Raw genomic sequence first — 21,853 nt, 5'->3', positions numbered from 1 at the left:
AACCTGAAACTCAGTAAAAAAGTCTAGTGCATGACCAATCACTCACCGACCGCCCGCCGCATCGCGAAGACCATCCTGAATGGTTTTGATGCGTATTTTGCAGACTACCAGAACATCACCCTGGGCGCCAAGGCGCGCTTTGAGACCGCCTCCTGGCAAGCCGCACACCAGGCCAATAAGGAGCGCATTGATCTATACAAGACCAAGGTCAATCAGGTGCTCAAGCTGGTACACTCCGTCACTAGCAAAGACACCAGCCAACTGGATCTATGGCGGGATGCACGCGCAACTTACGCACAACTAATCGCCAGCCATAGCAATTACGAAATCGCGGAAACATTCTTTAACTCAGTGTTTTGTAGCCAGTTTAAACACGCCAATATCCACGATAGCAATATTTTCGTTAAACCTTCCCGCCCCCCGGAAGACAAGCCGCTGCGGGATTACAGTATCTATATCAGCTATAGCGGGCGCGCCGGCCTGGAAAACATGATTGAGGATATCCTCAAGGATTTCAGCTTTTCTGCACCCTGGGAAAATATGCAGCGGGATATTGAAAATATCTGTAGGGCGCTACGTGGACGCCCCCTTGCAGACCTGGAAAATGAAAAATTGCTGCGCGTGGATATGCTGGAGTCAGTTTTCTACCGCAATAAGGCCGCCTATCTGGTTGGGCGCATGATATTCCATGGTGAGGTAGTCCCCCTGATCCTCCCCTGTCTGAACAACGGTCGAGGCAGTATCTTTGTAGACACCTTGCTGCACAGCAATGACTCCGCCAGCATTATCTTCAGTTTCACACGCTCCTATTTTATGGTGGATGCACCGATTCCTTCCCGCTTCGTGCGCTTTCTCTCTACCATTATGCCTCTAAAGGAAAAATCGGAACTGTATAACTCCATAGGCTTCCACAAGCATGGCAAAACGGAGTTTTATCGCCATATTCTCGCCCATATGAAAGTGAGTAATGACAAATTTGTGATTGCTCCTGGCATCAAGGGCATGGTGATGAGTGTATTTACGCTACCCTCTTATCCGGTGGTATTCAAAGTCATCAAGGACCGTTTTGATCGCCCCAAAACTGTCACCGAGAAAATTGTGAAGGAGAAGTATAAGTTTGTTTCCCGCTCAGACAGGGTCGGGCGTATGGCTGACACCCAGGAGTACACCAATTTTATTTTCTACCGTAACCGCTTTAGTGATGAATTACTGGAAGAACTACAAAAACTCGCTCCCTCCAAGCTGCTGATCGATGACAAGTGGGTAATCATCAAGCATCTCTATGTAGAGCGGCGTATGGAGCCCCTTAACCTCTATCTGCAAAATGCCAATGAAGAGGAAACAAGAGAGGCTATGGAAGAATACGGCAATGCAATCAAGCAGCTGGCCGCTGCCAATATTTTTCCTGGCGATATGCTACTGAAGAACTTTGGAGTCACCCGTCATGGCCGTGTCGTCTTCTACGACTACGATGAGCTTTGCCCTCTGACAGAGTGCAATTTCCGCAAGATCCCCGAAGCACAGACCGCAGAGCAGGAGCTGGCGGATAAGCCCTGGTATACGGTAGATGAGGCAGATGTTTTCCCCGAGGAATTCCGCCTATTTTTCTCTGGCAACCCTGTTGCTCGCGCAGCCTTTGAGAAGCAACACAGCGATCTTTACGATTACCGCTATTGGAGACGACTACAGGACCGTATTCGCGCTGGACATGTGGAGAGCGCCTTCCCTTACCGGCGCAAGTGGCGCTTCCACCGTCGAGCACCGGCTATCGCAAGGAAAAAGTAAGTGCTCAATCTGTGACTATATTGGTAGGAGGTATTTCCTATTAGAACAGGTGATAAGTGCGCATATTTGCATGGGCCACAACCCCAGTGGCCCTGGCTTTATTATTTGCCAAGGGCTGCGGTTATCTCCCCAGCGAAATGACCATTGCCGGGAAAGAAAAAGCGCCACCGCCCCACGCTCGCATCACAGGCAAACCCCAAGTGGTCAGCTGTGCCACCCCAGCCAGGGGGTTTCGCCCAATCGCTTTTGATGCGCTCTACACCTTTACAGGCGATGAACGCCAACCATTCCAAGAGAAAACCAGTATTCCGGCGCAATTTGATGTGGAAGCCTATGTATGGGGCAGTGAACGCTGTGCTCCTAGCGCCTTCTGCAAGCGCGGAGACTATTATTGGCTAATTGGTCGCGGGCCGGGAAATGAGTTCAATACCTGGGTGGTTACACCTCAATACCCGAGGATGATTATTCAATCTCCTTGTTACGAATGGCTTCGGATCGGACAGCGCTATCGCTTCTCTTTTAGCCGTGGGAAGCTGGTAGGATTCAGCCGAGACTAGGTGAGTGCTGATTACTGTGGGCGCTTTTTAAGGTAGCGATAAATAGCATCTTGAGAACGACACCCCTTACGATCACTATTGGCAATTCTGGTATTACTTTGCTTTGCATCCATAACCCGGGCCTTTTGATTGTCACTCCATTGCAGCTCCAGTATTTTCCGTACAGTCTCACGATGCTTACTATTGGTCAGGGGAAAAGTAACTTCCACTCGATGATCCAGGTTACGGGTCATCAAATCTGCCGAGGACAGCCACATAATCTCCTCACCACCGTTGTGGAATATATAGACACGCGCATGCTCCAAGAACTTATCCACCAAACTGATAACCTGGATATTGTTGGAGAGTCCCGCAGTTTCACATACTAACGAACACATACTCCGCACAATAATTCTAACCTGCACACCAGCAGCACTTGCACTATAAAGCCGCTCTATCATCTGACTATCCACCAAGTTATTGCATTTTATGAACAACTCGGCCTGATCACCTCTTTGTGCAGCTTCGATTTCCCGATCTATTGCCCCCAGCAGGGCTGCGCGGTTGGTCAGTGGGGAAACCGCGATATGCTGGAATACCGGGCGACGTCGAGTACGCTGGATAAATTCGAAGACATTGTAAACATCCAGGCCCAGATCCTGGTTATTAGTTAACAAACTAAAATCACAATAAATTCGCGCGGTACTCTCATTAAAATTACCTGTTCCCAGATGACTGTAGAATTTATCCTTGCCCTCTTCCCGCCGAACAATAGAGATTAATTTGCAATGAACTTTTAATCCGGGAACGCCATAAATTACCTCCACTCCCGCATCGGATAACTCCTTGGACCAATGGATATTGGCTAGCTCATCGAATCTCGCACGCAACTCAACTACTGCAATCACCTTTTTATTATTGCGCACTGCATTTATCAAAGCAGCAACCACCCGTGAGTTTTTTGCAACCCGATATAAATTGATACGAATTTCCCGCACCTGGGAATCTATAGCTGCAGAGGCCAGCAAATTGGTGATTACACGAAAATCATGATAAGGGTAATAATAAAGTCGGTCTGCACTGCGAATTTGTGCAAAAGCACCCCCATCACTCGGCAGCGTAGGCAGTGGCACCAACGGCTTGTAGGTATAACGCCCAGAGTCCGCTGGAAATTTCATCAGGTCTTTGGAATTGTGGTAGCGGCCACCTGGTGTATAAGTATCGTAACGCCCCATCTTTAATTTTTTTTTCACCAAATTAAGGAGCACTTTGGGCATTTCTGCATCATAGGCAAGGCGCACTGGATCAGCACGTTTACGTCTCTTGAGTGATTTTTCTATACGATCTACAAGATTCTGGGTGATTTGCTCGCCCAGCTCCAGCTCGGCATCGCGACTGATCTTGAACATGAATGCCTGCGCCGAGCGAATGGGCAACACTTGGCGAAACACCTCTACCAAACAGGCCCGTATAATATTGTCCAGAACGATATAAACCTTTTCCCGCTTACCTTCACGGGGTGGAATCACTACAAAGCGAGATAGAGTATTAGTGGGAATTTCCATAGCGGCATAGCGCCGACTGCCATCTTTTAGGCGGAGGAAAATCGCAAAATAAATACTCGCCTCATTAAGTAGCGGCATAGTATCGCGGTCATCAATAAAGAAAGGCTCCAGCTCAGGCAACACTTCGCGATGAAAGTAATCCTCTACAAACTTACGCTGGCGCTCGCTGAGCTTATTCTCCCTAACCACATGGATGTTATGTTTATCGAGATCAGCCAGTACTTTGGCGTAAGCACGTGCATAGCGCCGCTGAAGACGTAACACTCGCTCATTAATCTGCCCCAATAGTTTGGCAAAATGCCTCTTCTGTTGTTCACCAACGGCAAAGGCCGCGAGGCGACGTACATCCGCTACACGAACCCGGAAGAATTCATCGAGGTTATTGGAGAAGATCCCCAGGAAGCGCACCCTCTCAATAACGGGTACTGTTTCATCTTCCACTTCCTGCAACACCCGCTCATTAAACGACAGCCAACTCAACTCTTTGGGGTATAGGGGCGTATCGTTAAACATCGACAATCTGCCAAACATCTCAGCCGCAAATGAATTTCCCCATCCCAGAGGGCTTGGAGTGAGCGTGTCCCAAGCAGTCAATTAAGAAGGCGCAGTAATAAGCGGAAACGAGGCACTACTGCAGAAAAGAGGATTTACACGCTTTTCGCCAATTTCAGGGGCGTATTCCCGCCAGATTGAAACAATCTAAGTGGGCACAGGGTTATACAGTTAATAGTAGAGCAGTTTGCCGTCTCAATTAACGCGGGTGCCAGGATGTCGATGCAATCACCAAGTGAACGCTACGCAGCGCTCGACCTGGGTTCTAACAGTTTCCACCTGTTATTGGCGGAATTTCGCGGTCAGCGCATGGTGCGCCTGCATACAGACCGTGCCATGGTGCGCCTGGCTGAGGGACTGGATGCCGAACGCAATCTGGATCCAGCGGTGTCGGAACGTGCATTGGCAGCTCTCAACCGTTTCCAACCCGTACTGGATAAACTACCGACCGATCATATTCGTGTGGTAGGCACCAACACCCTGCGCGCTGCAGCGGCCAACGCAGACGGTTTTCTCGAAGAGGCGGAATCCATCCTGGGGGTGCCAGTGGAAATCATCAGCGGCATTGAAGAGGCTCGCCTGATTTACTCAGGTGTAATGGCCGCCGCTGACGGTCCACCCCGGCTACGCTGCATAATCGACATCGGTGGCGGCTCCACCGAACTGGTGCGCGGTAGTGAGTCCCCAGAGCAATTGCAAAGCCTGTACATGGGCTGTGTTTCCTACAGCAAGCGCTACTTCGCCGATGGCATTATTAGCAGGCAGACCATCAATCATTTCAAGCACGCTCAGCGCGCTGCACGTGCGGAGCTTCAGGAACTCCAGCACATGGCCACCGAAGCTGAAGTAGTAGGCTGCTCAGGTACCATCAAGGCGGTATCTCGAGTACTGAACGGTGGCGAAGTAGAGGATATCAGGCGCGAGGATATTGATCGCCTGGCGCAAGAGGTGGCCCAAGCCGAGCATATCGCCGATTTGAATTTGCCCTATCTCGATGAGGAGCGCCGCCCTGTATTCGCTGCGGGCCTGGCAATTTTGCACGCTATTTTTTGCGAGCTGGATATCCAGCGCATGGAAGTCTCACCTTACGCAATACGCGAAGGCATAGTGCACGACCTGGCTGGCCGCCTGCATGGAGGGGACAGGCGCGCGGATACAGTGGCCTGGGTAATGCAGCGCTGGCAGATAGATGCCAACCAGGCTCGCCGCGTAAGTGATACTGCCCTTAAGCTATTACAGCAACTGCGTCCCGGATATCCGCCGGAAGGACGCCAGCGATTGCGCTGGGCCATACAACTCCATGAAGTTGGTTTGGCCCTGACGCACAGCAGCTTTCGCAAGCTCGGCGCTTTTATGATCAAACACGCTGATCTGGCCGGGTTTTCCAAGGGTGAACAGGAGCACTTGTCCTATCTCGTGCGCAACCAGCGCGGACGAATAAAGCACCCCAAAGAACACTACGGCTTCCACCCCAGCCCCGACCTGCTTCTGTGTCTGCGCCTGGGCTGTATCATTCACCGCGATCGCACCGAACGCACATTGCAAGGAATCAACCTGGCCGACCAGGGAGATGCCTACCGCTTGCAAATTGAACGTGAGTGGCTGGATAGCAGCCCGGCTATTGAGGAGCTGCTCTACCAGGAAGAACAGCATTGGCAATCACAGACACGCCCATTGCGCCTACTTGCGGTATAGACACCACTGTGAATAGTTATCGATACCGGTAACATGCCCGTTAATATCAATTTTTATCCTAAGCCCAGAATCTATGAAGCTCAGCGAAGTTACCCTCAGCCACCACTATGCAGATCTGGGCGACGCCTTCGGCACGCGAATAGATCCCACCCCCTTCGATCACCCCCAGTTGATCGACACCAATCCAAAAGTCATGCAGCTACTCGGTATCGATGCATCTGAGATAGAAAATGCCGCATGGGCGCAACTGGGCTGTGGCGCCAAACTATTTCATGGCAGCCGCCCCTTTGCCATGAAGTACACAGGTCATCAGTTTGGGGTCTACAACCCGGACCTGGGTGACGGCCGCGCATTGCTGCTGGGAGAAATCGAAAATGCCGGACGGTGTTGGGAGCTGCACCTTAAAGGTGCCGGCAAAACCCCCTACTCCCGTTTTGGCGATGGCCGCGCGGTATTGCGCTCCACTATTCGCGAGTACCTCGCCGGTGAGGCCTTAAGCGGCCTGGGTATTCGATCCACCCGTGCACTATGTATTGTTGGCAGCGACGAACCGGTAACCCGTGAACAGATTGAAAATGGCGCCATGCTGATCCGAGTGGCCGAGAGCCACGTGCGCTTCGGCCACTTCGAATACCTGTTTTACACTAAACAACTACAAGCCCTGCAACAGCTCATCAGTGAAATCTGCCAGCGCTTTGTGCCAAATTCACAAGGGCTCGGTGTCCGCGAGCAGGCTGAGGCGATGCTGCGATTTACCACTATGCGCAGCGCCGAACTGGTAGCTGGTTGGCAGGCAGAGGGCTTTGCCCACGGAGTGCTCAATACCGACAATATGTCGATTATCGGCGATACCTTTGATTTCGGCCCCTATGCCTTCCTTGACGACTACGACCCCACGTTTATTTGTAATCACTCAGATCACACAGGCCGCTACGCCTTCGAACAGCAGCCGGGTGTCGTATTGTGGAATTTAAACGCTCTCGCCCACGCCCTGTCCGGATTTGTTGACGTGGAAACATTGCGTGATTGTTTGGAGCAGTTTCAGCCCCAGGTCACCCGCACCTATGCTGCACGTATGCGCGCCAAGCTTGGGCTCACCACAGAAGAGGATGGCGATCCAGCACTCTGTGCAGATCTACTAAAACTGTTACAACAGGGTGAGGCGGACTATGCCCGTTTCTTCCGCGCATTGGCACACTATCGCGGCGAACGCCCAGCAGCTGGGTTATGTGAATGTATCGCAGCAGTTAAACACGATGCGCTGGATCAATGGCTGGGGCATTACGATCGACGCCTGTCACGTGAGAATAGTAATTCCCGCACGCGCAACCGCGCCATGTTAGCAGTAAACCCCAAATATATTCTGCGTAACTATTTGGCACAGAAAGTCATCGAGGCAGCCGGACAAGGTGATTATTATCCCCTGCGTACTTTGCGCAATTTGCTGCAATCACCGTTCGAGGAACACCCGGAGCATGAGGCCTGGTCTGCCAGACCACCTGAATCCGGCAAGCGTATTCCCCTAAGCTGCTCCTCATAAAGCGGCAAAACTGGTACGAAAATCAGATAAAAAGCGTTTAAATGCGGCTAACTGCCGGATATATGCGGCTAATTTTTGCCCGATGGTGACTATCCTCCTGCCGCCAACGATGACTTCATGTAAGATCTGGGTCACCACTTAACAGAGGAACTCCTACAGATGATCAAAAACCTGCTCCTGGCCGCTTTCGGCCTGATGTTCGCCCTGCAGGCCAGTGCCGCAGATGTTGTAGGCAAGTGGCGCACTGTCGACGATGAAACCGGCCAGCCCAAGTCCATCGTGGAAATCTACGAAAAGGATGGAAAGTACTACGGGAAAATTGACCAGTTGCTGATGAAACCCAATGACACCGTCTGCGAGAACTGCCCCGGTGATCTGAAGGGTAAACCTCTCGTTGGCATGGATGTGATCACCGGCATGGCGAAGAAGGGTGATAAATACGAAGGCGGAGAGATTATGGACCCGGTCACAGGCAAGGTATACGACTGCAAGTTCTGGCTGGAGAACGACGATACCCTGAAGGTGCGCGGTTACCTTGGTTTCTTCTACCGCACCCAGACCTGGCACAGAGTTCAGTAATTAAATATTAAGAAGGCCCATCTCGCGGGCCTTCTTAATATCTGTTCTGGCAAGGAAGCCCTTCCCCTGCAAACTTTTCGTTTTTACAGGACCACCCTGCCACTCTCATCGGTTGAGGCTCGGGCCGAAACCACCTTGGCATCCTCGCTGGTGTCGATACGCACCTTTGCACTCATACCGGCCCGTAACTGCGGCGCATCCTTTAGAGGATAGAGACGCAAGCGCACCGGCACTCTCTGTACTACTTTCTTCCAATTGCCGCTGGCATTCTGGGGAGGCGTCAGGGCAAACTCGCTACCACTAGCCGGGCTCATACTGTCCACCTGGGCCTGCCATTCGAAATCAGGATAAGCGTCGAGGGTCACCTCTGCCTGCTGACCGGTACGTACCTTGGCTAGCTCAGTTTCCTTAAGATTGGCTTCCACCCAAAGACCGCTAGACCCAATCATATTGAGCAAGTTAAGTCCGGCAGTGGCCATCTCCCCAACCTGGGGCACGGTATTGGCGATGGTGCCATCTACTGGCGCAATAATACGCGTACGAGACAGTTGATAGTTGGCCTTATCCAACTGTGCCTGGGCCACTTTGAGATCCGCCTGATCTTCCAAAGCAGAACCAGGATCGCCTCCCAGCTCTGCCCGCAGGCTGGACAGTTTTTCTGCATTGATAGTGATCTGTGCCCGAGCCCGCTCCAATTGCTGGCGCGCACTATCCAGCTCCGCTTCAGAAAAAGCCACTTTGCCTAGCTTTTCATTGCGCTCCAGTTGGCGCCGGTAAAAATCTGCATCTTTGCGCGCCTGCTGTAAGGCGGCATCGGCCTCCGCATATTCGGCACGGCGGGCCAGCAAGTCATTGCGCACCTGTGACAAACGGGCTTCTGCCTCGGTGACCGCCAACTCAAAGGCGGTGCGGTCGATCTGAATTAACAGCTGGCCCTTGCTCACCACTTGGTTGGCACTCACCAGTACCTTGGTGACCACACCGCTGACTTCTGGTGCCAGGGAGACTTTTTCCGCCTTCACATAGGCATTCTCTGTCTCGACGATATCGCCACTGCCAAACAGGCTCCAGCCAACCGCCAGCGCAGCAAGCACCAGGACCAGTATGAGCCCCAGTTTGCGCTGTGTGGTTCGATCCAGGTTTAGATTCAGCTTGTCAGTCAAATTCAATCTCTTCGCGTGTCAGGTTTTTGCGCAATCGCTCCAACAACGTTTGCAGCTGTATTACTTCCTCCGGGGAAAAACCATCCAGGGCTTGGGCGCGAGTCTCTTTTTCGAGCCCATCCAACAAAGCCATGGCCGGTTCCGCCTGCCCGGTCAGGTAAATACGAAAGCAGCGCCTGTCCTGCGGGTCAGGGCGCCGCTCTACCAGCCCTTCCCGCTGCAGGTTATCGAGTTGGCGCGCCAGGCTAATCGGCGCCATATCAAGGCACTCAGCCAATTCTGCCTGCTTCTGCCCCTGTTGTCGCACCAGATGCCACAGCACCTGCCAACGGGAGCCGCTGAGACTATGCCCCCTGGCTCGGCGGTCAAAGTTGCGCCGCAGTAAACGCGCCGCGCTGTGTAGCTCCAGGCTCACCCCAGTCGCAATATCCTCGCCCTGCGTATCTTTCCCTGACATGCCTAAGACTCCCTTTTTGAGGGCGCTCATTATAAGCCTGCTTATTATTTCATCAATGTATCAGTTATCAATACGGGATTAGCAATAAAAAAGGCGGTCAGAATGACCGCCTTTGCCAGCACAGGTGGACTTCAGCTTACTTTTCCAATACCTCAATCCGATCGACCTTCTGGAATCCCCGTGGCAGCTTATTACCACGGCGACCGCGCTCGCCGCGGTAATGATCCATCTCTGCGATCTTAATCTTGGTATGACGCTTTCCAGCGTGGACAACCAGCTGGCTCTTACCCTCCAGCACGGCAACACCCACCACAACTTCCTCACGGCTCGCTGCGCGGGCCGAGGTGATATTGATAATCTTATTACCCTTGCCCTTCGCCAACTCAGGCAATTCAGTGACAGGGAATACCAGCATACGTCCTTCCGAGGTTACTGCCGCCAGCAGGGCCTCCTGTGGATTTTCCAGTAAATGAGGTGGCAGCACCTGCGCGCCCTTGGGCAGGGTCAGCATGGCCTTGCCTGCCTTATTGCGCGACTGCAGATCCGAGAGCTTGGCAATAAAGCCATAGCCGGCATCGGAGGCCAGTAAAACCCGTTGTTCGTCCGGCCCCATGAGCAGCCCCTCAAAGGTGGCACCGGAGGGTGGATTGATTCGCCCGCTCAGCGGCTCGCCCTGCCCTCGCGCCGACGGTAGAGTATGGGAGGCAATGGAATAGCTGCGCCCTGTACTATCAAGTAACAGCGCCGGCTGGTTGCTCTTGCCTCGTGCGGCGAAGCCGAGACTATCCCCAGCCTTGTAACTCAATGCCGCCGCATCAATTTCATGGCCCTTGGCCGCGCGAATCCAACCCTTTTCGGAAACCACAACAGTGATGGGATCGGAAGACAGTAACTCCGCTTCGCTAAACGCTTTGGACTCTTCACGGGCAACGATGGGGGAACGACGCTCATCACCAAATTCTTTGGCCGCCGCCAATAGCTCTTTCTTGATCAGCGTCTTCAGGCGACGTTCGCTATCCAGAGTTTTAGTTAGAGTATCACGCTCTTTCTCCAGCTCAGCCTGCTCACCACGAATTTTCATCTCTTCCAGACGCGCCAACTGGCGCAGCTTGGTGTCGAGAATGTAGTCTGCCTGGATATCCGTGAGCTCGAAACTCTCCATCAACTCCTGTTTGGGTTCATCGCTGGTGCGGATAATTTCGATCACCTCATCGAGATTGAGGAAGGCGATCAACTGCCCGGCAAGCAGGTGCAGGCGTTTCTCAACTTTGTCCAGGCGGAACTGTAGGCGGCGGCGGGTGGTAGTTGCCCGGAAAGTCAACCACTCTCGCAGGATCTTATCGAGGGACTTCACCTGGGGGCGGCCATCGATACCGATCATATTCATATTGACGCGGTAGTTGCGCTCAAGATCGGTGGTGGCGAACAGGTGGTTCATCACCGATTCCATATCCACCCGGTTGGATTTCGGCACAATTATCAGGCGCGTGGGATTTTCGTGATCCGACTCATCGCGAAGGTCATTCACCATAGGCAGCTTCTTCGCCTGCATCTGCTGGGCAATCTGCTCCAGCACCTTGGCACCACTCACCTGGTGGGGCAGCGCGGTAATCACGATATCGCCGTCTTCCTTGCTCCATAGGGCGCGCATCTTGATAGAGCCGCGACCGGAAGTGTAAATCTTACGAATATCATCGCGCGGCGTAATTATCTCTGCTTCAGTGGGCATATCCGGGCCGAGAATATGCTCACACAGCTCTTCTACTGTGGACTTGGGGTTTTCCAGCAGCGCCACAGTCGCGTTGACCACTTCGCGCAAGTTGTGCGGCGGAATATCTGTAGCCATACCCACGGCAATACCGGTGGTGCCGTTCAATAGAATATTGGGCACCCGTGCCGGAAGAACACAGGGTTCATCCATGGTGCCGTCAAAGTTCGGCTGCCAATCGACAGTGCCCTGCCCCAATTCCGACAACAGTACTTCCGAATATTTACCCATGCGCGACTCGGTGTAACGCATGGCGGCAAAGGACTTGGGATCATCCGGCGAGCCCCAGTTGCCCTGACCGTCGATCAATGGATAGCGGTAACTGAACGGCTGTGCCATTAACACCATTGCCTCATACACGGCACTATCACCGTGGGGATGGTACTTACCGATCACATCGCCGACCGTACGCGCGGACTTCTTATACTTGGCGGTATTCTTCAGGCCCAGCTCGCTCATGGCATAGACGATACGCCGCTGCACCGGCTTTAGGCCGTCTCCGATATTCGGAAGGGCGCGATCCAGGATCACATACATGGAGTAATCCAGATACGCCTTCTCGGTGTACTCCTTTAACGGCAGGCGCTCTGTGGCCTCATAGACAGAGGTGTCGGTCATACAGCACTCGTTATTCGATTCGGAAGGAGCGGATTATGGCGGACTGGGGCGGGAGGTTCAAAGGGAAGCAATGAGTGTTAAAAAGATATATCGCGGAACTGGAGTAGGAGTAGGAGTAGGAGTAGGAGTAGGAGTAGGAGTAGGAGTAGGAACTAGCTTCCACTTCTCAGCTAACCTAGCAAAGCAGTACAAACCACTGAGTCAAATTCACACGACAGATGTATAAGCATTTTAGAATACTGGCAGGAAACTAAAACCACTAACTACAAAGTAGTTAGCAAGTAACCCCTGATATGCCTCAACTAAAATTAGAGACACTGAGTATCGGCTCACTTGAAAAAATAGCGCTGGATGTACCGCCGGGAGAAGTCATCTGCCTATCCGGCTCCTCCGGCTCCGGTAAAAGCCGCCTACTCAGAGCTGTGGCTGATATAGAGCCCCATAATGGCAAGATATCTCTTGATGACAAAGAACAGAATAAAATACCTGGCCACCAGTGGCGTCGCCAAGTCATGCTGGTACCGGCACAGAGTGCCTGGTGGTATGAGACTGTCGGTGAACACTTTAATAAACCGATGGACGAAGCCTTAAAGGTATTCGGGTTTCCCGCAGAGGCCACAGGGTGGCAGGTGAGCCGGCTCTCTTCGGGAGAAAAGCAGCGCTTGGCGCTTATTCGCGCTCTCTCCTATGAACCAAGTGCGCTTTTACTGGATGAGCCCACTGCCAATCTCGATGTGGAAACCACGAATAAAGTAGAAAAGTGGCTGCTTGCTAAGATTCAAAAACATCAATACCCGGTAATCTGGGTGGCCCACAGTAAAGAACAGATACAGCGAGTGGGCAGCAGGCATTTTGAGATTCAGGGAAGCCATCTTGTGGAGCGGGAGATATCACAATGAGTGTGATCGACCTGACCTGGTGGCAGTTATCGCTGGCTGCGGCGCTGGTGGTTGCCCTGGCAATTTGCACCCATATCGCACGATTACAGCTCGGCAAGCCACTGATTGTCGCGGCAGTACGCACTGCGGTTCAATTGGCGCTTGTCGGAGTCATACTGGAAGCCCTGTTCGCTGTTGGCACCCTGTTATGGGTCAGCCTGCTGGGATTGGCAATGTTATTGTTTGCCGGGCAACAAGTCGTCTCACGGCAAAAATATCGCCTGCGTGGAGGCTGGAGTTTTGCCATTGGCACTTTATCCATGCTGGTTTCCGCATTTAGCGTCACAATACTGAGTCTAGTGGTGCTAATCGGTCCTCAGCCCTGGTACCAACCTCAATACTCTATTCCCCTCCTGGGAATGCTTCTTGGGAATACCATGACCGGCGTTGCCCTGGGCCTGGATCGACTAACAGAAAGTATGCGGCGCTCAAGCGATATTATTGAAAATCGCCTAATGCTGGGCGAAACCTGGCGGCAAGCCAGTATTGAATTTCGCAGAGACGCAATGCGCGCGGGATTAATGCCAACAATCAATTCGATGGCTGCAGCCGGCATTGTATTTCTGCCAGGCATGATGACTGGGCAGATACTAGCTGGTACATCCCCCACAGTCGCAGTGAAATATCAAATTTTGATTATGTTTACTATTGCTGCTGGTACAGGGTTTGGTACTTTTGTCTCTGTTGGTATGTGTGCGAAACATCTCTTTGATCAGAGAGAGAGGTTATGTATAGATAGATTAAAGGAGTTAAAATCACCTTGATTTAATCTAAGTTACTCAATAGCAGCGCAAGTGTTACAAGACAAATTAAAATACCTTTATTTAGAGTATTAATTGAGTCTGAATTATTATCAAAATATTAAAGCCCCTTTAAAGGTAACCTTCTGGAAAGGTAATTTTCTGGAAAGGTAACCTTCTGGGTATTACTGATCGCTGTGAGCTGAGAATCCCCGACAATATCCCAAGACATACATTCCAAGAATTAAATTCGCCCACGACTCCGATATTTCCATCTTTATTCATAATATCAAAGCCAGGAGTTGCTTCCCGAAATACAGTGGCACCACCATAGGTCAATTCAGCAAGGAGCTCAGACTCACCACTAATATTGTAAGAAATAGGAAAACCAAATTCGACACTTTCAATTTTATCCCAATAGGCTCCCCCAGCTATAATACAAGCAGAGTCAGTACCCCAACCCCAAAAAACTGGAGCATTGAATAGATTACCTGCGACTGGTTCCTTGACAGTGCTAAATTCAATAGCCATATAGGTTTCGGGCCCAAATATGCGTGATAGAAAGAAGCAGTTTCTCTTGAAATGCCTCTAATGCGCTTATGCGAAGACCAATCCGTTTCTCAAGGTCAGGATGTAAATAAGTCTGCTCGATGCCATTAACTCGATCGAGGTAACCAAAAACATCCGTCTTAATAGGAAAGGTATCGGTATACTTGTCTGAAAAATTAGTACCTGAGTCAACTAGCTGTAGTTTCCCATGGAATTCCAGCAACCCATCGGGAGTACACAAATGAAAAAAGACTGGAAAAGGCGTTAACGCTGGCAAACAGCCAGCGTTTTCAAATTAATCACGTAGCTTTTTATGTCCGACCTAAAAATAAAACTAGAGCGGCTATAATCAAACCAACTAACAAAATCCAAACCCCTCTCAACATCAAGGAGCGTGCATATTCTGCCTCTTTATAGCGCAGCGCATAGGGAATACCAGTGATTGGACCCAAGAAAATGGTAATGATACCCCAAACCCAATGCTTGTTACCCAATGCTGTAAGGGCTGCCATTAGTCCCCCAAACCAGCATAAGGTAACACCGATCACACACACCACAAGTGCAATGATTGACCACCACTGGTTGGCCAGGAAAATTTCTACAATTTGAGTTTCTGTCATGGTGACCTATTACTCCCTATTACTACTCGGTCATTAGAATACCTGCTCCCCGGTTGACAACTCTCTGATTATCCATCCAAGCCAGGGAAAGATACCCCCAGTAAGGCGGCACCTATGAATGGCATATAATAACCTTTAAGCGGAGCAAATAGTCTCCTTAAATAAAAACAAGAAAGTTGGCGAGCACTTACTCTCCTGGAAACTCAGTCACAAGCTCTAGTCCCGTGATATTCCTGGTCTCATTGGCAAAAGCATAATATTCCGGCTTTTCATCGATAAAGATCTGATGAGTCATTTTTACTTCTTTAGGTAGATTTAAAATTCCCGCTGGTATTGAATACTGCTGGGTTTCTTTTAAACGGTAAAAAAGATGAGATCCACATTTGGAGCAAAAGCCACGCTCTGCCCAGTCTGAGGAGTCAAATACGGAGATATGCTCCTCTCCAGAGATCTCAACATTGGTTTGGCAGTCCACCGCCAACAAAGGACCACCACCCCACTTTTTACACATTCCGCAGTGGCAGACACCCAAATTTGATGATGGTAACGAGGCCTTAAGGGTAACAGAACCACACAGACAACTTCCTTGTACTTGATTAGTACCGCTCATATTACATCCCCTCTGTAATGAACAACTTTATTATCAGTGTCAGTATTTGCCAGCAAACACTGTCATCAAAAGAAAACTACACGCTTGGAGGGAATCACACAAGGGTTCCGATGAATACTTCTGGACTAAAGATCACACTAAGATCTCTATAAGTTCTCATTTATGAGACTTGGTTCTAACCAAAGTTAGTTATATCTTCCAGCGAGCTTCATAAATTATGAGTCACTTTTCCTATCTTAGACCTGAAGCCTCCCCCCAGGAAATATTCAGTCACTTACATGGTGCAGGACCATCAATATTAAAAACATTTGAAGCAGCAATGAGAAGCCCCTCAGAACTATCTCGTGGAGAACGTGAATTAATAGCAGTATTTATTTCCTCCTTGAATGGATGTCGATACTGCTATCTATCCCATGCAGAAGTCGCACGCGAATATGGAGAGGCAGATGAACTTATAGAAGCTGCGCTTTCAGGTGTTATCACTCAGCTTCCCCAAAAGCTGCAAATAATTTTTAGTTTCGCTGCGAAAGTGGCTGAAAATGCTCATTCGATTTCGAAAGAAGATATTGCAGATGCTATTAGTGCTGGATGGAAGGAGCAAACAATATTAGATGTTGTCTTCGTCGTATCCTGCTTTTCTCTAGTTAATCGCTTAGTATCCGCCGCAGGTATAGAACCCTTATCACAGCAAGGTAATATAGAGGCAGGTAAATTTATTGCGCAACAAGGCTACTATCAAGATAACAAGTCAAAGTAATTTTACAAATCTTGATTAATTTGAAAACTCGACTCTGGGCTGGCCAAAATCTCTTCCATTGTAATCTGGTGCGCAGGGGATCAATTCCGCCGCTGGAATGCCTGCATCAATAAGATATCGCTCAACTTTTCGACTACGCTCTTGTGCCAGCTTCTCAAACTCTTCACGCAAGAAAATAGGGGGGTTATGGTAAAAATCAGCAAGGAGACGGCGGCTACCTCTTAGGCCTACGGTAGACTCAGGATACATTGCGCTCCAGTCTCTGGCATTAGCTATACCGCACACTCCGGGGCGGGCCTTCGGATGTTTATGCAGTACAGTTACCATTTGCTGTAATTGCCCCATAGCCAAACTACTTAATTCTGAGCTGCCAGGAGCAAACTCAATTGAATCAAAGTCTTTTGCCATAAATCGTCCCCACGCCAACTTAACCAGCAGGTAAATTCCATAGGGAGTTAGGTAGCTTAACAAAGCATCGAAGATGGCTTTTTGCAGTAATTCACTGAAGACAAAGGATAGAGAAAACTTAGGATCTCGAATATTACCGGTTACAGGCATTCCAAATTTCACATTTCCCTGGCCATCTTTCAGCAACCATAAAGCCACATTTAATGGGATAATTTTTGATTTAACGGGCAGCTGGTCATCCTTACGAACACGACGCACTTTGATTTTTTCTAGCTCAACATCAGCAAAAGCATTCAATTGATTTTCCCGCACATGAATGCTAACCACCGCGTCCATTTGTCCTTGTAATATCTTATAACCAAGTAACTTAGCCATATAGGGAGTGGCCGGAATAAGATTTACATTCTCCATATACCCCGTTAAATCAGCATCCCATATGTTCTCCCCTAAGTAATCGATAGTTCCCCCCAGTTGAATGTCACCAAAACCACCAGGCCTGCCATTCGCTACCAACACTGCCGGTGGGTGTTCGCCGAGATTACTAAAATGGCTCAAATTTAGATTGATATCACGTACGGGCAGCCGAGCTCGAAACTCGTCCTGCCGATCAACCCAGGTGAAAGTGCCATGTCGAAGATGAACATCCCTTATATGGTAGGAAAGGGGGTCATTTTTTTCTCTCTCAACAGAAAGTCTGTTTACCCCTTTAAACCCTCTTAGCTCAGCTATTTCTTGCTTTATTGGGAATCTACCCCGCTCATCCCGCACTAAAATAAACCGCGGCTGTAGAAAATCAATAAATTCTACATTTAGTAATTTATAACGCCTATCGAAACTAAATCCTTCAATATGCAGTAATCTAAAGTCCCCCACTGTGCTATGTCGATGATACTCTGGCTCAACTGGATTCCTGTTAAAAAAGTGAAAATGAACCGCTTCCCCCCAGGAAAATCGCCACTCCTGAGCACTGATCGCAAATTGTGAAAGCGTTATACTCTCCCCCTTCACTAGCAGTTCACCTTGGGGAGAAAAAAGATCAATTTTTTTAGCCTTTAGTAAATTGAACTCCAGGCCCTGTCCAGCTGTAAAACCTCCATCCAGTTCCAAATCCCCCAGCCTGAAACAATGATCTCCCTCATCGAAATAGCCGTTGGGTATACAACTGGCAATATTATTCAATTGCAACTGCTGTACATGTACTGATCCAGAGCTGAAGCGTAGTTGTCTCACCCGTAGACTTTCTGTTTTTAACAGCTGTTCCGGTAGTGCCTGCGAAAATCCTGCTGCATGCATCTGTATATTTGCCGAACTAATATCGAAGACTTTAAATATTCTTCCGGAAAGCGTATTTTTACTTACTACTTTGCCAAGTTTCAGCCGTTCTAACTGATAACAAGGCGCTATCTTTCGGTCTTTAAGTAATCCTGCCGGAAGACAACCACTTATGTTGCCAACTTGTATCAGTGATTTCCCCTCGAAGGAAATATTATCCAATTGCAAGTTAGGTACCCTAATCGGTTTAGTATTTCTACGCACTAAAGACAATCCACTTAGCTCCATTGAACCCTTTAGAGAAAATGGTCTACTGAGTGATATTTTTTGCACACCAGGCATCAGGAGCTGGTCGAGCCCATAGCAACGTCGCGTATCCCCTGGGCTAGCCTGTTTCAATAGATGAATATTTACCTTCCTGTCGGAGTCAGGTAAACAGACCCTGATATTTTCCAGGCGAAAATTCGTAACGGAAAAATCTCCATCACCATCCCAGGTCATGCGCTGCCAGCTCATCTGTTGCAAGCCAGCCTGCAAGTAATTATTCCCTTTTTGCCAAAAAGCAACTGGTGCAGTTTGCATAGGTCCAAAATCCAAAAGAGCTGTATTTTCATTTAATCCAATACGAACCGGTCCTCTATTGAAGCGCAATCGAGGAGTTTCAATGCAATCAGCCAGCTGAAACCTATTTGCCTCACTAGGTAATAGCCTGTGCAAACCACAGATAAGAATGTTATCAATTTCCAGATGGTACAGATCGAGTGTATTGTGCGAGAAGGCGATTTTATCGACGGACAGCTTTGAGAGCTGCCAAAGTGGTTCTCCTGTTCCTATAGAAGTAAATTCTGTCTCTCCAATAGATAAGCCGCTACTACCAACTGAGTATATTTCTTTACTGAACACACAATGTGGCAATCGTTCTGCGGAATTTAAATGGCTAGGCAAGCAGGCAAATAGCGACTCTATGGATAAGTCCTGCATTTCTACCATAGAGTCTTGTGTGTTATTGCCAGACCATAGAAACTCCAGCTCAGGTATGGATAGTTTCTGGATTTCCAGTAATGGAATATTGCCACTTCCCAAAAGCTGCAGTTGCTCAATATCGCTGTCATCCAGATTACCCGATACCCGATCATGCCCAGCCTCCAGTTTAAAGTGCCCTCCGAGTTGCACTGTTTGCAATTCCACACATCGCAGCTTTTGGGTCAAAGTACTCTCTAAATCTGGCAGGCAGGCATGCAACTGGCCGACTGAGCTTTCGGGTAAGGCAATATAAGTGCTAAACGTATCAGCAGGAACAATACGAATCCTGGCCAATGGCAAGTTAAGGTCGGCCAGGTTAAGCAGGGGTCTGTTCTGTACAGTAGCTGCAGTGGCGCGGCCAATAGAAAGCTCCGCAGTGGCAAAATCCACCCCCCCCAGCCAGGCCAGCACAAGGGGGCGCTCTTGTTGCAGGTCGCGCACATCAAAGCAGGCTGGCATTTCCTGCGCTGCTGCTGACGAACGGTAAATCAATTTTGCCCATTCAGGGGGCAAACACCCATCCAATCGAAGGAGGGAGCTGCTCTGTAGCTTGAAATTAGGGGCACGAATACTGGCCAATGCCATACTCAGAGCCTCTCTCCCTGTTTTCGATTCCCTAAGGCGCCCCTTTTCCTTACCGTAATCCTCTTGCCCCACAGCGCCTTCCGTAGCTGAAAAGGCATTGGCCCATGGGTCCTCAACAGGTTCACGGCGAAAATACCCTTCACCGGTGCTGAATTTTTGCAGCAGAAGCCCCTTATTACCTCCTCTAGACTCTCCCAATAACAGCCGTTGCACTCCCAGCTTACCAAAGATGGCATAACCATCCTCACCACCTTGCCAGGCAAAATTCCCACGTCCATCCAGGCTATTCAGTTGCGCACAAAGTGGTTCCCAGCCCGTAGGCAACAATCCTCGCGACATGCAACCGGAAAGGGACTCGAGGGAAAAATTCTGAATCGAATAAGGTGTGTCGACACCCAAGGTATCAATTCCACGCCACTTTAATTTTTGCAATTGCAGCTGTTCTTCACCGAGTCCAGACAGCTTGAGCTGAGCAAGAGATAATGGTCCACTGGCAAAGCCCCAGGGAATTTTTAGTGGGGAAGAGCCGAAGCGTAAGGCAGCTTTTTCCTTAGCCCGCAAACCGACCAAACGTACGCAGTGATCCGGTTTTTTCCACATATCGCCGGGGACACAACCATTGGCAGTTCCCACCGCCAAGCTGTCCACAGCTAGGATGCGACTGGTGACATCAAATTCCAATGAACCCAATGCTGCTTGCTGAGCGGTTAAAGGCTGTCGATGGGGTTGAGCAACATCGAGATAGCGCAACTGCTGCGCAGCACTGGTTCCGGTTGTAATTTTAAGTCGATGGCTCCAGTCAAAAGTGGTTGGTTCAGGCACCTGCAAAGTGGTTGCGCGGATACAAAAATGATGATTGTTATCACGCAGGTGCTTAGGGCACCAATCAAATGCAGTAGCCCGGCCCCTGCGCCAATGTATCCGCTTTATTGAGCGGACAAAATCGAAGTCACGAATAGTGATGGTTCCAGCGCGCCAATCCTGCCAACGCTGATTACTCTGCCGGAGTAAGACGCCCTCCCCACTCGCATAACGCCAATGTGCCAATCCTTCACGGCCAAACCCAAATCTAAGATCACCTTCAACATTGAGGCGACGCGCAGCAGCGCAGTGGCCAACCAGGCGCTGTAAGCCGCGAATTGCATCAGCCCACTTCTGAGGCGGACAGCCAGAAAAAAGCTCTGCTTGAAAGGATTCCGCTCCGGTACGCAAACTTGGCCAACGGAAATCTCCTTGCTTCAAGTGCAGATGCGCCAAAGTAGTATTGTAATGTGTCGAATTTTTTTCCCTGGCTAACAATTCCTCTAATTGGATATCTGCAGCTGCGATATTGACCTTGAGGGGCACATCTCCCTTGCGCCACAGCCCCAGCAAAAAATCCTCTATTTTTGCATCGCCAACATAGGCACAGGTCGCAGTTGGCCAGACAGGCCGGTGGCGATAACAGAGTTCACTATCGCGTATCCTGGCCCAGCCGATACCCATTTTAAAATCACGATCCCTGCGCTTCACCTCTCCCAAGTCCCAGCCGCCCACTTCCCATTCCCGGTATTTTTCTCCGGGAACGGATTGCAAATCCATGTAGGCGCCACTTACCGAGGCGCGTGGTAAGTGGGCTCGCCCGCGCAGCAACTGCCACCAGCTGTAATCCAGTGTTACTTCACGTGCGGCAAACCCCCTTCCTTCACGATTGGAAGCACGCACCCCTACAGCCAGCACAGACAGATCTAGTAGGGACACCCGGAAATAGTCGGCATGAAAATCCAGGCCCCGCTCAGCCAGCCAGGCATCTGTTTTATCTCGCACGAAGTCCGAGGCGAAGATAGAAAAGCCTTCCAGTAGCAATAAGCCACCAACCAACCACCAAAGCAGATGGCGAAAATTAGTGTATTGATGGACGGGCTCTGGTGGCATTGGGAAAATAGCGCCGCAAAAAATAAATTAAGCGCAAGCTGCAACGACAGCCAAGCCAATAAAGTAAAGACCAGCACCTGTGTATTTTTTTACCCTGGCGCTTCGATTCGCGATAATAGGAGCCGGTGTCGTGCTATAGGTCTCACTTCAACTCATGCTGTCTACTATTTATCCAGAAG

Annotated in this window: 17 protein-coding genes; 8 read left to right on the top strand and 9 right to left on the bottom strand. The window is 50.0% G+C overall.

From position 1 onward, the window contains the following. Positions 1-30: 30 nt before the first annotated feature. Together aceK and G367_RS0117400 are read left to right on the top strand one after the other, a co-directional pair. On the top strand, positions 31-1,785 hold the full coding sequence (gene aceK / locus G367_RS0117405) for a bifunctional isocitrate dehydrogenase kinase/phosphatase (RefSeq protein WP_020414443.1): 1,755 nt from the start codon (positions 31-33) through the stop codon (positions 1,783-1,785). A 56-nt stretch (positions 1,786-1,841) separates the two neighbouring features. Further along, a complete protein-coding gene (locus G367_RS0117400; protein ID WP_020414442.1) occupies positions 1,842-2,342 on the top strand; it encodes a hypothetical protein in 501 nt (166 codons plus the stop codon). A gap of 11 nt (positions 2,343-2,353) precedes the next feature. Here the strand turns inward: G367_RS0117400 and ppk1 are convergent, their stop codons facing one another. Then, complete coding sequence (gene ppk1 / locus G367_RS0117395; protein ID WP_020414441.1) at positions 2,354-4,399, bottom strand: polyphosphate kinase 1; 2,046 nt, start codon at positions 4,397-4,399, stop codon at positions 2,354-2,356. Between the two features lie 261 nt (positions 4,400-4,660). Here ppk1 and G367_RS0117390 point away from each other — a divergent pair, with 261 nt between their 5' ends. Next, on the top strand, positions 4,661-6,133 hold the full coding sequence (locus tag G367_RS0117390; RefSeq protein ID WP_020414440.1) for a Ppx/GppA phosphatase family protein: 1,473 nt from the start codon (positions 4,661-4,663) through the stop codon (positions 6,131-6,133). A gap of 73 nt (positions 6,134-6,206) precedes the next feature. Continuing rightward, a complete protein-coding gene (locus G367_RS0117385) occupies positions 6,207-7,673 on the top strand; it encodes a protein adenylyltransferase SelO (protein ID WP_020414439.1) in 1,467 nt (488 codons plus the stop codon). On the opposite strand, the gene G367_RS26220 is transcribed toward G367_RS0117385, so the two are convergent. Then, complete coding sequence (locus tag G367_RS26220) at positions 7,668-7,811, bottom strand: hypothetical protein (RefSeq protein ID WP_157533595.1); 144 nt, start codon at positions 7,809-7,811, stop codon at positions 7,668-7,670. The two genes, G367_RS0117385 and G367_RS26220, sit on opposite strands and share 6 nt — an antisense overlap. 21 nt (positions 7,812-7,832) lie before the next feature. Here G367_RS26220 and G367_RS0117380 point away from each other — a divergent pair, with 21 nt between their 5' ends. Then, positions 7,833-8,252 (top strand): DUF2147 domain-containing protein, encoded by a 420-nt coding sequence (locus G367_RS0117380; protein WP_020414438.1) that lies wholly within the window; start codon positions 7,833-7,835, stop codon positions 8,250-8,252. A gap of 83 nt (positions 8,253-8,335) precedes the next feature. Here the strand turns inward: G367_RS0117380 and G367_RS0117375 are convergent, their stop codons facing one another. The 3 genes from G367_RS0117375 to parC all read right to left on the bottom strand — a co-directional run bounded on the left by G367_RS0117375 (position 8,336) and on the right by parC (position 12,258). Then, on the bottom strand, positions 8,336-9,415 hold the full coding sequence (locus tag G367_RS0117375; RefSeq protein ID WP_020414437.1) for an HlyD family secretion protein: 1,080 nt from the start codon (positions 9,413-9,415) through the stop codon (positions 8,336-8,338). Further along, on the bottom strand, positions 9,408-9,872 hold the full coding sequence (locus tag G367_RS0117370; RefSeq protein WP_157533593.1) for a MarR family winged helix-turn-helix transcriptional regulator: 465 nt from the start codon (positions 9,870-9,872) through the stop codon (positions 9,408-9,410). Before G367_RS0117370 ends, G367_RS0117375 begins: the two co-directional genes overlap by 8 nt. A gap of 136 nt (positions 9,873-10,008) precedes the next feature. Beyond that, positions 10,009-12,258, bottom strand: a complete 2,250-nt coding sequence (parC, locus tag G367_RS0117365) for a DNA topoisomerase IV subunit A (protein WP_020414435.1) — start codon at positions 12,256-12,258, stop codon at positions 10,009-10,011. A gap of 293 nt (positions 12,259-12,551) precedes the next feature. On the opposite strand from parC, the gene G367_RS0117360 reads away from it, so the two are divergent. Together G367_RS0117360 and G367_RS0117355 are read left to right on the top strand one after the other, a co-directional pair. Continuing rightward, positions 12,552-13,157, top strand: a complete 606-nt coding sequence (locus G367_RS0117360; protein WP_020414434.1) for an ABC transporter ATP-binding protein — start codon at positions 12,552-12,554, stop codon at positions 13,155-13,157. Further along, positions 13,154-13,960, top strand: coding sequence for an ABC transporter permease (locus G367_RS0117355; RefSeq protein WP_020414433.1), 807 nt, complete (start codon positions 13,154-13,156; stop codon positions 13,958-13,960). The genes G367_RS0117360 and G367_RS0117355 overlap by 4 nt, the downstream gene beginning before the upstream one ends. Positions 13,961-14,068: 108 nt before the next feature. On the opposite strand, the gene G367_RS0117350 is transcribed toward G367_RS0117355, so the two are convergent. The 3 genes from G367_RS0117350 to G367_RS0117335 all read right to left on the bottom strand — a co-directional run bounded on the left by G367_RS0117350 (position 14,069) and on the right by G367_RS0117335 (position 15,715). Next, entirely contained in the window at positions 14,069-14,467 is a 399-nt protein-coding gene (locus tag G367_RS0117350) for a hypothetical protein (protein ID WP_020414432.1), read from the bottom strand. A gap of 329 nt (positions 14,468-14,796) precedes the next feature. After that, on the bottom strand, positions 14,797-15,105 hold the full coding sequence (locus G367_RS0117340) for a hypothetical protein (RefSeq protein ID WP_020414430.1): 309 nt from the start codon (positions 15,103-15,105) through the stop codon (positions 14,797-14,799). Between the two features lie 187 nt (positions 15,106-15,292). Then, positions 15,293-15,715, bottom strand: a complete 423-nt coding sequence (locus G367_RS0117335; protein WP_026305211.1) for a GFA family protein — start codon at positions 15,713-15,715, stop codon at positions 15,293-15,295. 217 nt (positions 15,716-15,932) lie between these two features. Here G367_RS0117335 and G367_RS0117330 point away from each other — a divergent pair, with 217 nt between their 5' ends. Further along, positions 15,933-16,472 carry a carboxymuconolactone decarboxylase family protein gene (locus G367_RS0117330; RefSeq protein WP_083922769.1) on the top strand — a complete coding sequence of 180 codons (540 nt, stop codon included), beginning with the start codon at positions 15,933-15,935 and terminating at the stop codon, positions 16,470-16,472. Between the two features lie 15 nt (positions 16,473-16,487). Here the strand turns inward: G367_RS0117330 and G367_RS0117325 are convergent, their stop codons facing one another. Beyond that, positions 16,488-21,674 carry a DUF748 domain-containing protein gene (locus tag G367_RS0117325; protein ID WP_020414427.1) on the bottom strand — a complete coding sequence of 1,729 codons (5,187 nt, stop codon included), beginning with the start codon at positions 21,672-21,674 and terminating at the stop codon, positions 16,488-16,490. Between the last annotated feature and the right edge of the window lie 179 nt (positions 21,675-21,853).

Source organism: Microbulbifer variabilis ATCC 700307 (genome assembly GCF_000380565.1).
Classification (GTDB): Bacteria; Pseudomonadota; Gammaproteobacteria; order Pseudomonadales; family Cellvibrionaceae; genus Microbulbifer; species Microbulbifer variabilis.
The sequence above is the reverse complement of the archived record's forward strand: the minus strand, read 5'-3'. Positions and strand labels throughout refer to the sequence as shown.

Excerpts from the sequence above, each read along its gene's own strand:
- aceK (WP_020414443.1), top strand. The coding sequence starts at position 31 with ATGACCAATCACTCACCGACCGCCCGCCGCATCGCGAAGACCATCCTG.
- G367_RS0117325 (WP_020414427.1), bottom strand. The coding sequence starts at position 21,674 with ATGCCACCAGAGCCCGTCCATCAATACACTAATTTTCGCCATCTGCTT.
- G367_RS0117370 (WP_157533593.1), bottom strand. The coding sequence starts at position 9,872 with ATGTCAGGGAAAGATACGCAGGGCGAGGATATTGCGACTGGGGTGAGC.
- G367_RS0117385 (WP_020414439.1), top strand. The coding sequence starts at position 6,207 with ATGAAGCTCAGCGAAGTTACCCTCAGCCACCACTATGCAGATCTGGGC.
- G367_RS0117335 (WP_026305211.1), bottom strand. The coding sequence starts at position 15,715 with ATGAGCGGTACTAATCAAGTACAAGGAAGTTGTCTGTGTGGTTCTGTT.
- G367_RS0117330 (WP_083922769.1), top strand. The coding sequence starts at position 15,933 with ATGAGTCACTTTTCCTATCTTAGACCTGAAGCCTCCCCCCAGGAAATA.
- G367_RS0117390 (WP_020414440.1), top strand. The coding sequence starts at position 4,661 with ATGCAATCACCAAGTGAACGCTACGCAGCGCTCGACCTGGGTTCTAAC.
- G367_RS0117380 (WP_020414438.1), top strand. The coding sequence starts at position 7,833 with ATGATCAAAAACCTGCTCCTGGCCGCTTTCGGCCTGATGTTCGCCCTG.
- G367_RS0117360 (WP_020414434.1), top strand. The coding sequence starts at position 12,552 with ATGCCTCAACTAAAATTAGAGACACTGAGTATCGGCTCACTTGAAAAA.
- G367_RS0117350 (WP_020414432.1), bottom strand. The coding sequence starts at position 14,467 with ATGGCTATTGAATTTAGCACTGTCAAGGAACCAGTCGCAGGTAATCTA.
- G367_RS0117355 (WP_020414433.1), top strand. The coding sequence starts at position 13,154 with ATGAGTGTGATCGACCTGACCTGGTGGCAGTTATCGCTGGCTGCGGCG.
- ppk1 (WP_020414441.1), bottom strand. The coding sequence starts at position 4,399 with ATGTTTAACGATACGCCCCTATACCCCAAAGAGTTGAGTTGGCTGTCG.
- G367_RS0117340 (WP_020414430.1), bottom strand. The coding sequence starts at position 15,105 with ATGACAGAAACTCAAATTGTAGAAATTTTCCTGGCCAACCAGTGGTGG.
- parC (WP_020414435.1), bottom strand. The coding sequence starts at position 12,258 with ATGACCGACACCTCTGTCTATGAGGCCACAGAGCGCCTGCCGTTAAAG.